This is a genomic window from Streptococcus gordonii, from assembly GCF_001553855.1.
Classification (GTDB): domain Bacteria; phylum Bacillota; class Bacilli; order Lactobacillales; family Streptococcaceae; genus Streptococcus; species Streptococcus gordonii.
This window is the reverse complement of sequence record NZ_LQWV01000040.1, coordinates 219948-232500: the sequence shown is the minus strand read 5'-3', so window position 1 is coordinate 232500 and position 12553 is coordinate 219948. Positions and strand designations below refer to the sequence as shown.

General features: G+C 42.0%; 9 protein-coding genes, 2 tRNA genes and 3 rRNA genes (1 of these 14 running past the window's edge). 13 read left to right on the top strand and 1 reads right to left on the bottom strand.

The annotated features are described in order from the left end of the window. The 5 genes from AWH02_RS10555 to AWH02_RS10535 form a co-directional block, all read left to right on the top strand. Positions 1-573 (top strand): 16S ribosomal RNA (locus AWH02_RS10555); it begins 984 nt to the left of the window's first position. Positions 574-627: 54 nt separating this feature from the next. Beyond that, a tRNA-Ala gene (locus tag AWH02_RS10550) sits at positions 628-700 on the top strand. Positions 701-819: 119 nt separating this feature from the next. Beyond that, positions 820-3719: ribosomal RNA gene (locus AWH02_RS10545) — 23S ribosomal RNA — on the top strand. Positions 3720-3799: 80 nt separating this feature from the next. Further along, positions 3800-3915: ribosomal RNA gene (gene rrf / locus AWH02_RS10540) — 5S ribosomal RNA — on the top strand. The 16S, 23S and 5S rRNA genes sit together here with 2 tRNA genes alongside, the layout of an rRNA operon. A 5-nt stretch (positions 3916-3920) precedes the next feature. Next, positions 3921-3994 (top strand) — tRNA-Asn (locus AWH02_RS10535). A 75-nt stretch (positions 3995-4069) separates the two neighbouring features. Here the strand turns inward: AWH02_RS10535 and AWH02_RS10530 are convergent. Further along, entirely contained in the window at positions 4070-5440 is a 1371-nt protein-coding gene (locus AWH02_RS10530; RefSeq protein ID WP_060554093.1) for an aspartate kinase, read from the bottom strand. A gap of 251 nt (positions 5441-5691) precedes the next feature. Between AWH02_RS10530 and AWH02_RS10525 the strand changes: the two genes are divergently transcribed. The 8 genes from AWH02_RS10525 to fabF all read left to right on the top strand — a co-directional run bounded on the left by AWH02_RS10525 (position 5692) and on the right by fabF (position 12551). Continuing rightward, positions 5692-6483 (top strand): enoyl-CoA hydratase, encoded by a 792-nt coding sequence (locus AWH02_RS10525; protein ID WP_045635032.1) that lies wholly within the window; start codon positions 5692-5694, stop codon positions 6481-6483. Between the two features lie 138 nt (positions 6484-6621). Continuing rightward, entirely contained in the window at positions 6622-7056 is a 435-nt protein-coding gene (gene fabT, locus AWH02_RS10520) for a fatty acid biosynthesis transcriptional regulator FabT (protein ID WP_041789771.1), read from the top strand. After that, positions 7056-8030, top strand: coding sequence for a beta-ketoacyl-ACP synthase III (locus AWH02_RS10515; protein WP_045635033.1), 975 nt, complete (start codon positions 7056-7058; stop codon positions 8028-8030). Before fabT ends, AWH02_RS10515 begins: the two co-directional genes overlap by 1 nt. A gap of 54 nt (positions 8031-8084) precedes the next feature. Continuing rightward, positions 8085-8309, top strand: coding sequence for an acyl carrier protein (locus tag AWH02_RS10510; protein WP_012130750.1), 225 nt, complete (start codon positions 8085-8087; stop codon positions 8307-8309). A 288-nt stretch (positions 8310-8597) separates the two neighbouring features. Next, the gene (gene fabK, locus AWH02_RS10505; RefSeq protein ID WP_008809616.1) at positions 8598-9572 is read left to right on the top strand and encodes an enoyl-[acyl-carrier-protein] reductase FabK; all 975 of its coding nucleotides are present in this window, start codon (positions 8598-8600) and stop codon (positions 9570-9572) included. Further along, a complete protein-coding gene (gene fabD, locus AWH02_RS10500; protein WP_045635034.1) occupies positions 9565-10485 on the top strand; it encodes an ACP S-malonyltransferase in 921 nt (306 codons plus the stop codon). The genes fabK and fabD overlap by 8 nt, the downstream gene beginning before the upstream one ends. Before the next feature lie 9 nt (positions 10486-10494). Continuing rightward, positions 10495-11229, top strand: a complete 735-nt coding sequence (fabG, locus tag AWH02_RS10495; RefSeq protein WP_045635035.1) for a 3-oxoacyl-[acyl-carrier-protein] reductase — start codon at positions 10495-10497, stop codon at positions 11227-11229. 89 nt (positions 11230-11318) lie between these two features. Further along, positions 11319-12551, top strand: coding sequence for a beta-ketoacyl-ACP synthase II (gene fabF / locus AWH02_RS10490; RefSeq protein WP_045504135.1), 1233 nt, complete (start codon positions 11319-11321; stop codon positions 12549-12551). The last annotated feature ends 2 nt before the right edge of the window (positions 12552-12553 follow it).

The following is a 12553-nucleotide window of genomic DNA, read 5'->3' as shown; positions in this document are numbered from 1 at the left end:
CGCGAAGAACCTTACCAGGTCTTGACATCCCGATGCCCGCTCTAGAGATAGAGTTTTACTTCGGTACATCGGTGACAGGTGGTGCATGGTTGTCGTCAGCTCGTGTCGTGAGATGTTGGGTTAAGTCCCGCAACGAGCGCAACCCTTATTGTTAGTTGCCATCATTCAGTTGGGCACTCTAGCGAGACTGCCGGTAATAAACCGGAGGAAGGTGGGGATGACGTCAAATCATCATGCCCCTTATGACCTGGGCTACACACGTGCTACAATGGCTGGTACAACGAGTCGCAAGTCGGTGACGGCAAGCTAATCTCTTAAAGCCAGTCTCAGTTCGGATTGTAGGCTGCAACTCGCCTACATGAAGTCGGAATCGCTAGTAATCGCGGATCAGCACGCCGCGGTGAATACGTTCCCGGGCCTTGTACACACCGCCCGTCACACCACGAGAGTTTGTAACACCCGAAGTCGGTGAGGTAACCTTTTAGGAGCCAGCCGCCTAAGGTGGGATAGATGATTGGGGTGAAGTCGTAACAAGGTAGCCGTATCGGAAGGTGCGGCTGGATCACCTCCTTTCTAAGGAAAAACGGAATGCACGATGGAGTCTTGTTTAGTTTTGAGAGGTCTTGTGGGGCCTTAGCTCAGCTGGGAGAGCGCCTGCTTTGCACGCAGGAGGTCAGCGGTTCGATCCCGCTAGGCTCCATTGGAACGGAAGTTCCAAACTAGTCCATTGAAAATTGAATAACTATATCAAATAGTAACAAGAAATAAACCGAAACGCTGTGAATATTAATGAGTTTAAGACTGAAAGGTCAAAAATAAGGTTAAGTTAGTAAGGGCGCACGGTGGATGCCTTGGCACTAGGAGCCGAAGAAGGACGTGACAAACGACGAAATGCCTCGGGGAGCTGTAAGTAAGCGACGATCCGTGGATATCCGAATGGGGGAACCCAACAGGTAGATGCCTGTTACCCATATCTGTTAAGGATATGAGGAGGAAGACGCAGTGAACTGAAACATCTAAGTAGCTGCAGGAAGAGAAAGCAAAAGCGATTGCCTTAGTAGCGGCGAGCGAAGAGGCAGGAGGGCAAACCGAAGAGTTTACTCTTCGGGGTTGTAGGACTGCAATGTGGACTCAGAATTTATAGAAGAATGACTTGGGAAAGTCAGCCAAAGAGAGTAAGAGCCTCGTATTTTAAATAGATTCTGTACCTAGCAGTATCCTGAGTACGGCGGGACACGAGAAATCCCGTCGGAATCTGGGAGGACCATCTCCCAACCCTAAATACTCCCTAGTGACCGATAGTGAACCAGTACCGTGAGGGAAAGGTGAAAAGCACCCCGGGAGGGGAGTGAAATAGAACCTGAAACCGTGTGCCTACAACAAGTTCGAGCCCGTTAATGGGTGAGAGCGTGCCTTTTGTAGAATGAACCGGCGAGTTACGTTATGATGCGAGGTTAAGTTGAAGAGACGGAGCCGTAGGGAAACCGAGTCTGAATAGGGCGCAATAGTATCATGACGTAGACCCGAAACCATGTGACCTACCCATGAGCAGGTTGAAGGTGCGGTAAAACGCACTGGAGGACCGAACCAGGGCACGTTGAAAAGTGCTTGGATGACTTGTGGGTAGCGGAGAAATTCCAAACGAACTTGGAGATAGCTGGTTCTCTCCGAAATAGCTTTAGGGCTAGCGTCGACATCAAGATTCTTGGAGGTAGAGCACTGTTTGGGTGAGGGGTCCATCCCGGATTACCAATCTCAGATAAACTCCGAATGCCAATGAATTATGGTCGGCAGTCAGACTGCGAGTGCTAAGATCCGTAGTCGAAAGGGAAACAGCCCAGACCACCAGCTAAGGTCCCAAAATAATTGTTAAGTGGAAAAGGATGTGGGGTTGCACAGACAACTAGGATGTTAGCTTAGAAGCAGCTATTCATTCAAAGAGTGCGTAATAGCTCACTAGTCGAGTGACCCTGCGCCGAAAATGTACCGGGGCTAAAACAATTTACCGAAGCTGTGGATCCCTTAGGGGATGGTAGGAGAGCGTTCTATGTGTGGAGAAGGTGTACCGTGAGGAGCGCTGGAACGCATAGAAGTGAGAATGCCGGTATGAGTAGCGAAAGACAGGTGAGAATCCTGTCCACCGTAAGACTAAGGTTTCCAGGGGAAGGCTCGTCCGCCCTGGGTTAGTCGGGACCTAAGGAGAGACCGAAGGGTGTATCCGATGGCCAACAGGTTGATATTCCTGTACTAGAGTATGAAGTGATGGAGGGACGCAGTAGGCTAACTAAAGCAGACGACTGGAAGAGTCTGTCTAAGCAGTGAGGCGTGGTATGAGTCAAATGCTTATACCTGTAACGTTGAGCTGTGATGGGGAGCGAAGTTTAGTAGCGAAGTTAGTGATGTCACACTGCCAAGAAAAGCTTCTAGCGATGTATCATACTCTACCCGTACCGCAAACCGACACAGGTAGTCGAGGCGAGTAGCCTCAGGTGAGCGAGAGAACTCTCGTTAAGGAACTCGGCAAAATGACCCCGTAACTTCGGGAGAAGGGGTGCTGATTTAGGTCAGCCGCAGTGAATAGGCCCAAGCAACTGTTTATCAAAAACACAGCTCTCTGCTAAATCGTAAGATGATGTATAGGGGGTGACGCCTGCCCGGTGCTGGAAGGTTAAGAGGAGTGCTTAGCGGTAACGCGAAGGTATGAATTGAAGCCCCAGTAAACGGCGGCCGTAACTATAACGGTCCTAAGGTAGCGAAATTCCTTGTCGGGTAAGTTCCGACCCGCACGAAAGGCGTAATGATTTGGGCACTGTCTCAACGAGAGACTCGGTGAAATTTTAGTACCTGTGAAGATGCAGGTTACCCGCGACAGGACGGAAAGACCCCATGGAGCTTTACTGCAGTTTGATATTGAGTGTCTGTGCCACATGTACAGGATAGGTAGGAGCCTACGAGATCGGGACGCCAGTTTCGATGGAGGCGCTGTTGGGATACTACCCTTGTGTTATGGCCACTCTAACCCGGATAGGTGATCCCTATCGGAGACAGTGTCTGACGGGCAGTTTGACTGGGGCGGTCGCCTCCTAAAAGGTAACGGAGGCGCCCAAAGGTTCCCTCAGACTGGTTGGAAATCAGTCGCAGAGTGTAAAGGTATAAGGGAGCTTGACTGCGAGAGCTACAACTCGAGCAGGGACGAAAGTCGGGCTTAGTGATCCGGTGGTTCCGCATGGAAGGGCCATCGCTCAACGGATAAAAGCTACCCTGGGGATAACAGGCTTATCTCCCCCAAGAGTTCACATCGACGGGGAGGTTTGGCACCTCGATGTCGGCTCGTCGCATCCTGGGGCTGTAGTCGGTCCCAAGGGTTGGGCTGTTCGCCCATTAAAGCGGCACGCGAGCTGGGTTCAGAACGTCGTGAGACAGTTCGGTCCCTATCCGTCGCGGGCGTAGGAAATTTGAGAGGATCTGCTCCTAGTACGAGAGGACCAGAGTGGACTTACCGCTGGTGTACCAGTTGTCTTGCCAAAGGCATCGCTGGGTAGCTATGTAGGGAAGGGATAAACGCTGAAAGCATCTAAGTGTGAAACCCACCTCAAGATGAGATTTCCCATAACGCAAGTTAGTAAGAGCCCTGAGAGAAGATCAGGTTGATAGGTTAGGAGTGGAAGTGTGGTGACACATGGAGCGGACTAATACTAATAGCTCGAGGACTTATCCAATTTTCATTGAGCGCAGCGTTCAAAAAGTATTGTTAGAAATGAGTAGTTATTCAATTTTGAGTAGATTAGATACTCAATAGTTAAGTGACGATAGCCTAGGAGATACACCTGTACCCATGCCGAACACAGCAGTTAAGCCCTAGAACGCCGGAAGTAGTTGGGGGTTGCCCCCTGTGAGATATGGTAGTCGCTTAGCGTTTATCCGGCATAGCTCAGTTGGTAGTAGCGCATGACTGTTAATCATGATGTCGTAGGTTCGAGTCCTACTGCCGGAGTTATATCTATAAGTAAGACAAGAGTTTCTTGTCTTTTTTTATTTCCTATATAATAATTTGAAAAAAGCTTGAAGATTATACTTCAAGCTTTTTGTGTTTTTTAAAAAATGCTTCATAAAGCGCTTTAATGGCAGCTTTTTCTTGTTCAGAATTTACTACAAGCATGATAGAAACTTCGCTAGATCCTTGTGAAATCATCTGGATATTAATTTTGTTGTCTGATAGTGCCTTTGTAGCAGTTGCAGTTAGACCGATATGACTTTTCATTTGCTCACCTACAATCATGATGATAGATAAGCCATGTTCAATTTCTGCATGATCGACTTCAATTTTTTGTCTTAGTTGCCGGAGTATTTCTTCTTCTTTTATTGGTGTTAGTTCGCTTTCTCTTAGTATGATTGATAAATCATCAATACCAGTTGGCATGTGTTCCCAACGAATATTTAATTCTTCTAAAATTTGGAGAACTTTCCGACCAAAGCCGACTTCACGGTTCATCAAATATTTTGACATGTTTATACTAACAAAGTTGGAATCTCCTGCAATCCCGACAACAGGGATTGCTTTATCAGTATGATTTAGAATAATTTTTGTTCCTGGATGATTAGGGTTATTCGTATTTTTAATAACTAGAGGAATCTTACCACGGTAAGCTGGGATAAGTGCTTCATCGTGAAGAACACTAAAACCTGCATATGCTAACTCTCGCATTTCACGATAGGTTAACTCAGGAATAGAATCTGGTTCGTGAATAATACCAGGATGGGCTGCAAAAATGCCATCTACATCTGTGAAGTTTTCGTATAGGTCAGCTTTAACTCCGGCTGCAATGATTGAGCCTGTTATGTCAGAGCCACCTCTTGAGAAAGTGCAGATTTGATTATCTTTAGTTACACCAAAGAATCCAGGTATTACAAGTACTTCTTCAAAGTTGGTTAATTCTTCAATTTTATCGTAGCTAGAGGGCAAAATTCTTGCGTTTCCAGGCTCGCTACTGACAAATATTCCTGCATCTTTAGGATGAATATAACGGGCATTAAGGCCGTTTTTATTAAAAAATGCAGCAACCAGCTTGGCGTTATTGTTCTCTCCAGCTGCTAAAAAGCTATCATAAAGAAAGAGATTATCTTCGATTGGTAAGGTAGCCAGATTTAAAATACTCTTTGTTATTTTTTCTAGTACAACAGGTTTGAGCTCTAATTCTTCGATCATTTGGGCATATCGATTAATGATCCATTCTTGGTGTGGGGTGACATCACCTTCTTCAACGTAAGCTCGATAATATTTGATTAGTGCATCTGTTACCTTGGTATCCGCTTGATCTCTTTTTCCTGGTGCAGAAACAACTACAAACTTTCGCTCAGAATCAGATTTTACAATATTTAAAACTTTTTCTAATTGAGTTGCAGAGGCAAGTGAACTACCACCAAATTTGACAACTTTCATATTTTCTCCTAAAGGGTTTTGTTATTATTCAAACAATTGTAATATTGCTTCTTTACATTATAGCAAATATCAAGCATAGTGTCAGTTTTTTTAGGAGTAAAAAGTGGAAAAGACGAACTATTGCTTTATTCTATCAGATTTTATTTTGAGAAAATATAGTTTTATGCTAGAATATTCTAAAAGCAATTATTTGACATTCAAAATATTTGTATATCAAACGAAGTTGCAAAAATAGAATTTGGAGAAGTTGTATGACATTTACAAATATTTTATATGAAGTTCTAGACGAAGTAGCTGTACTCACCTTTAACCGACCAGAGGTTTCTAACGGATTTAATATTCCAATGTGCCAAGAAATTTTAGAAGCAATTTCATTGGCTGCGTCAGACAATAGTGTAAAAATCTTGCTTATCAAGGCAAATGGGAAAGTTTTTTCAGTAGGAGGCGATTTGGCAGAAATGCAGCGTGCTGTTGATGCAGATGATATTCAATCCTTGGTGAAGATTGCGGAGTTAGTAAATGTTATTTCTTTCGAGATGAAGAAATTACCTAAGCCAGTCATCATGAGTGTTGATGGACCTGTTGCAGGTGCTGCTGCTAATATGGTCGTTGCTGTTGATTTTTGTATTGCAAGTGAAAAGGCTCGATTTATTCAGGCTTTCGTTGGAGTTGGATTAGCCCCAGATGCGGGAGGATTGTATTTACTAACTCGTGCTATTGGTGTAACTCGTGCAACCCACCTTGTCATGACTGGTGAGGCTTTGACAGCTGAAAAAGCTTTGGAATATGGGATTCTTTATCGACTTTGTGAATCTGAAAAGTTGGAGAAAACAACAGAGCAACTAATCAAAAAACTAAAACGTGGTTCAGGAAATTCGTATAAGGCAATGAAAGAAATGATTTGGAAAAGTCAATTTTCTGATTGGGAAGAATATGCTGAATTGGAATTGCACTTACAAAAGTCGTTAGCTTTCACTGAAGATTTTAAAGAAGGGGTCTGTGCTTATTCAGAAAAGCGTCGTCCTAAATTTCAAGGAAAATAATATCTACTTAATTGAAATGATATAAATTGAAAAAAAGTAAATCATTTTCAAAAAGAGCTTGCAAAAATATTTGGACTTTGATATAATTTGATAGTCAAATGTTTTGATGCTTGAATATTTATAAAGGGGGATGGATGATTGAATTACCAATTAGTAAATGATTATTTGACGTCGATTTTTAATAATGTATTGGTGATTGAAGAGTCCAGTTTGCGGGGCAGTCGCTTCAATGACGTCTCTATCAAAGAAATGCATACGATTGATGTTATTGGCGAAACTCCCAATGCAACTCCTAGTGACATTTCTAGAGAGCTTATGGTGACTCTAGGAACTGTGACAACGAGCTTAAATAATCTAGAGCGAAAAGGGTATGTAGAACGAACTCGTTCTGATATTGATCGTCGTGTGGTTCATTTAAGTTTGACGAGAAATGGTCGTCTTTTGTATCGTTTGCATCGACGGTTTCATCATTCAATGCTAGACAAGATTATTGCTGGTATGAGCAGGGATGAGATTCAGGTCATGCAAAAAGGCCTGAAAAATCTTTATCAGTTTCTTGAGGACTTAAAATAATGAAATTTGCAAAAATCAGTCAAGTTGCTCATTATGCGCCTGAGCAAGTCGTTACGAATGATGATTTAGCCCAAATCATGGATACAAGTGATGAATGGATTTCAAGTCGGACAGGAATCAAAAAGCGTCATATTTCTCATCATGAATCGACAAGCGATTTAGCTACAAGTGTTGCCTTAGATTTGCTGAAAAAGTCAGGAATTTCTGCTCAAGATCTTGATTTTATTATTGTTGCTACTATTACGCCAGATTCATTGATGCCATCAACAGCTGCTCGTGTTCAGGCTAATATTGGGGCAAATGAAGCATTTGCTTATGATTTAGTAGCCGCTTGTAGTGGCTTTGTATTTGCTCTTTCGACAGCTGAAAAGCTCATATCTTCAGGTGCTTATCAGAAGGGGTTAGTTATTGGAAGCGAAACCTTATCAAAGGTTGTAGATTGGTCTGATCGAGGCACTGCGGTCTTGTTTGGTGATGGTGCGGGTGGCGTCTTGCTGGAAAGCACTTCTGATCAACATTTTCTTGCAGAAATCCAGAAAACGGATGGTTCTCGTGGAGAAAGTCTCACTTCTTGCCTAATGGGTCTGCAATCGCCTTTTGCGCAGACTGAGGATGATGAAAAATATTTGACAATGGATGGTAGGGCAATTTTTGATTTTGCTATTCGAGATGTTGCTCAGTCCATTAAAGATACGATTGAAGCTAGTCCGCTGGAAGTTGATGAAATAGATTATTTCTTGCTCCATCAGGCCAATGATCGTATTTTGAATAAAATAGCGAAAAAGCTTGGTGTTTCGAGAGATAAAATTCCAGCTAATATGATGGAATATGGAAATACCAGTGCAGCTAGTATCCCTATTTTACTTTCTGAGTGTGTCGAGCAAGGCCTTGTTAAGCTAGATGGAAGTCAGAAAATTTTACTATCTGGTTTCGGTGGAGGTTTGACATGGGGAACACTTATTGTTACAATTTAGTTAATCATGTGGTTTTCACATATTAAAAAATATTTTATTTTAAAGGAGTCTATCATGGCAGTATTTGAAAAAGTACAAGAAATTATTGTAGAAGAACTTGGTAAAGAACCATCAGAAGTTACTCTTGAGTCAACTTTCGATGATCTTGAAGCAGATTCACTTGACTTGTTCCAAGTTATCTCAGAAATCGAAGATGCATTTGACATCCAAATCGAAACTGAGGAAGGTTTGAATACTGTAGGTGACTTAGTTGCTTACGTTGAATCAAAAACTAAATAAGAAAAAGTAAATGGGGCTGAGAATACGTTCTCGCCCTCTTTTAAAGAAGACGAATTTGAGGTGGCAGTCTTGACTGTCTTTTATCTCTTCTAATGTTTAAAAGAAAACAACAGATAGAGTAAAGATTCGATGAAGTCAAGATGGCCGGGGTGGAACGAAAAAGTCTGTTTAAATGATTTTTTATCCACTCCCTCTTGTTTAGGTAATAGTTTGACTGTCAAAGTATAGAAAGCACTTGTTTTTAAGAGAATCAAGCTATTACTTAAGCAATGATAAAAGGAAGGTATTATGCAAACACGAATTACAGAATTACTAAATATTAAATATCCTATTTTCCAAGGTGGAATGGCCTGGGTAGCAGATGGAGACTTAGCTGGTGCTGTTTCTAAAGCGGGTGGTTTAGGAATTATCGGTGGAGGCAACGCTCCTAAAGAAGTTGTTAAAGCAAATATTGATAAAATTAAGTCTTTGACTGATAAGCCTTTTGGAGTGAATATCATGCTTTTATCACCTTTCGTGGATGACATTGTTGACTTGGTCATTGAAGAAGGCGTAAAAGTAGTGACAACTGGTGCAGGCAATCCAAGTCGGTACATGGCTCGTTTTCATGAAGCTGGTATTACAGTCATTCCAGTGGTACCAAGTGTGGCCCTCGCTAAAAGAATGGAAAAAATTGGCGCAGATGCTGTCATTGCTGAGGGAATGGAAGCTGGAGGTCACATTGGTAAATTGACAACGATGGCACTTACTCGTCAAGTTGTAGAAGCAGTAAACATTCCCGTTATTGCAGCTGGAGGTATCGCGGATGGTTCAGGTGCTGCTGCTGGCTTTATGTTAGGAGCAGAAGCAGTTCAGTTAGGAACTCGCTTTGTAGTTGCTAAGGAATCAAACGCTCATCAAAATTATAAAGATATGATTTTGAAGGCACGCGATATTGATACAACAATTTCAGCTCAGCATTTTGGTCATGCAGTCCGTGCTTTGAAAAATAAGCTGACAAGGGATTTTGAAAAAGCAGAAAAAGAAGCCTTCAAACAAGAAAATCCAGATTTAACAGTATTCGAAAATCTTGGTGCGGGTGCCTTAGCAAATGCAGTTGTCCGTGGAGATGTTGAGAATGGTTCGGTCATGTCAGGACAAATTGCTGGTTTGGTCAGCAAGGAAGAAACTGTTGAAGAAATTTTGAAAGATGTTTACTATGGTGCTGCTGAAAGAATTCAGCAAGAAGCTAAACGTTGGGCAGGAGTAACTAGAAATGACTAAAAAAGCCTTTCTGTTCGCTGGTCAGGGGGCACAGTACCTTGGTATGGGACGTGAGCTCTATGATCAATATGACGTGGTGAAATCAACTTTTGAGGAAGCTAGTCAAATTTTAGGCTATGATGTGCGTGATTTGATTGATAATGATGAAGAAAAACTGAATCAGACCCGCTATACCCAGCCAGCAATTTTGACTACATCTCTGGCCATTTACCGTTTGTTAATTCAAGAAGGAATCCATCCTGATGTGGTTGCTGGTCTTTCTTTAGGAGAATACTCTGCTTTGGTGGCTTCTGGAGCCTTAGATTTTCAGAGTGCTCTAGCTTTGGTTGCTAAGCGTGGAGCCTTCATGGAGGAAGCCGCTCCAGCGGGTTCTGGTAAAATGGTAGCAGTTCTTAATGCTGATTTAGATCTGATAGAGAATGCATGTAAAAAGGCTAGTGCGCTTGGTGTAGTGTCTCCAGCTAACTATAATACACCTAGCCAGATTGTAATTGGTGGAGAAGCTGAAGCAGTGGATAAAGCTGTAGAGCTTTTGCAAGAAGCTGGGGTAAAGAGATTGATTCCACTCAACGTATCAGGACCTTTCCATACTGCTTTATTGAAGCCAGCTAGTGATTTATTAGCTGTAGCTTTAGAAAATGTCAATTTTTCTGACTTCCAAGTTCCCCTAGTAGGGAATACAGAAGCTAGTGTCATGGAAAAGGAACGAATCAAGGAGCTATTAACACGTCAAGTGATGGAGCCAGTTCGCTTTTATGATAGTATTGCCAGAATGCAAGAAGCTGGTGTAACAGAGTTTATCGAGATTGGTCCAGGAAAAGTTCTGTCTGGATTTGTAAAAAAGATTGATAAGTCTGCTGCTATTTATCAAGTTGAAGATCAAGCTAGTTTGACACAACTTCTGGAAAAATGAGGAAACAATATGGAATTAAAAGATAAGAACGTATTGATTACAGGCTCCACTCGGGGAATTGGTCTTGCTATTGCCCATAAATTTGCTAGTCTTGGAGCTAATATTATTTTAAATGGACGTGGAGAAGTCTCAGAGGACGTCTTGGCAGAGTTTAAAGACTATCCTGTAAAGGTTTTTGCGGTTATTGGGGATGTTTCAGATAGCGCTGATGCAAAGCATATGGTAGAAGAAGCAACTTTGGCTATGGGTTCAGTTGATGTTTTGGTTAATAATGCAGGAATTACTAAAGATAAACTCATGCTTAAATTGACTGAGGAAGATTTTGAACAAGTGCTAAAGGTTAATTTGACTGGTGCATTTAACATGACGCAAGCTGTTTTAAAACCAATGACTAAGGCGCGTCAGGGAGCTATTATCAATATGTCTAGCGTGGTCGGTTTGACAGGAAATATTGGACAAGCAAACTATGCCGCCTCTAAAGCAGGTTTGATTGGTTTTTCTAAGTCAGTAGCTCGTGAGGTTGCGGCTCGTAATATACGCGTCAATGTGATTGCCCCAGGATTTATTGAATCTGATATGACTGATGGTTTGCCAGAAAAAATTAAAGAAGCTTCTCTGGCTCAAATACCAATGAAGCGTTTTGGTAATACTGAGGAAGTTGCAGATGTTGCAGTCTTTCTTGCCAGTCAGGAATACTTAACAGGTCAGGTAATCACTATCGATGGTGGCTTGACAATGCAATAATTTAGTAAAAGTATAGAAAAAATCTACTTAGAATGCATCTTAGTTGCAATTTTCTAAGTTTAAATCTTACCGTAAAAAGGAGTTTTGAGATGAAACTAAATCGTGTTGTAGTAACTGGCTATGGCCTAACTTCCCCAATTGGAAATACACCAGAAGAATTTTGGACTAGCCTTAAGGAAGGAAAAATTGGTATTGGGCCAATTACTAAGTTTGACCACAGTGAATTTGCTGTTCATAATGCTGCTGAGGTTCAAGATTTTCCTTTTGATAAATACTTCATTAAAAAAGACACTAACCGTTTTGATAATTATTCACTGTATGCTCTTTATGCTGCAGAGGAAGCTGTAAATCATGCTGGTCTTGACGTGGAAGCTATTGATAAAGATCGTTTTGGTGTTATCGTTGCTTCAGGTATCGGTGGTATTAAGGAAATTGAAGATCAAGTTATCCGCTTGCATGAAAAAGGTCCGAAACGAGTGAAACCAATGACACTTCCAAAAGCCTTGCCAAATATGGCTTCTGGGAATGTTGCTATGCGCTTTGGTGCCAATGGTGTTTGTAAGTCCATTAATACGGCCTGTGCCTCATCTAATGATGCAATTGGAGATGCTTTCCGTTCCATTAAATTTGGTTTCCAAGATGTGATGTTAGTTGGTGGTTCTGAAGCATCCATCACTCCTTTTGCGATTGCTGGTTTCCAAGCTTTGACAGCTTTGTCCACAACGGAAGATCCAACTCGTGCCTCTATCCCATTTGATAAAGACAGAAATGGTTTTGTTATGGGAGAAGGTTCCGGTATGTTAGTGCTGGAAAGCTTAGAACATGCTGAAAAACGTGGTGCAACAATCCTTGCTGAAGTAGTAGGGTATGGAAACACATGTGATGCTCACCATATGACGTCTCCTCATCCGGAAGGACTTGGTGCGATTAAAGCTATTAAACTAGCATTAGAAGAAGCTGAAATTAAACCTGAAGATGTGGCATATGTTAATGCTCATGGAACTTCTACTCCTGCCAATGAAAAAGGAGAGAGTGGTGCGATTGTATCTGTATTAGGTAAAGAAGTAGCCGTTTCTTCAACTAAGTCCTTTACAGGGCATTTGTTAGGTGCTGCAGGAGCAGTGGAAGCTATTGCGACTATCGAAGCAATGCGTCATAGCTTTGTACCGAAGACTGCAGGAACTCAAGAATTGTCTGATTACATTGAAGCCAATGTCATTTTTGGCCAAGGAAAAGAACAGGAAATTCCTTATGCTATTTCCAATACATTTGGTTTTGGTGGCCATAATGCTGTTCTTGCCTTTAAACGTTGGGAGGCATAATA

What these genes read in the sequence shown, in the direction of transcription:
- AWH02_RS10530 (WP_060554093.1), bottom strand. Translation starts at nt 5,440, where the DNA reads ATGAAAGTTGTCAAATTTGGTGGTAGTTCACTTGCCTCTGCAACTCAA.
- fabG (WP_045635035.1), top strand. Translation starts at nt 10,495, where the DNA reads ATGGAATTAAAAGATAAGAACGTATTGATTACAGGCTCCACTCGGGGA.
- AWH02_RS10515 (WP_045635033.1), top strand. Translation starts at nt 7,056, where the DNA reads ATGAAATTTGCAAAAATCAGTCAAGTTGCTCATTATGCGCCTGAGCAA.
- AWH02_RS10525 (WP_045635032.1), top strand. Translation starts at nt 5,692, where the DNA reads ATGACATTTACAAATATTTTATATGAAGTTCTAGACGAAGTAGCTGTA.
- fabF (WP_045504135.1), top strand. Translation starts at nt 11,319, where the DNA reads ATGAAACTAAATCGTGTTGTAGTAACTGGCTATGGCCTAACTTCCCCA.
- AWH02_RS10510 (WP_012130750.1), top strand. Translation starts at nt 8,085, where the DNA reads ATGGCAGTATTTGAAAAAGTACAAGAAATTATTGTAGAAGAACTTGGT.
- fabD (WP_045635034.1), top strand. Translation starts at nt 9,565, where the DNA reads ATGACTAAAAAAGCCTTTCTGTTCGCTGGTCAGGGGGCACAGTACCTT.
- fabK (WP_008809616.1), top strand. Translation starts at nt 8,598, where the DNA reads ATGCAAACACGAATTACAGAATTACTAAATATTAAATATCCTATTTTC.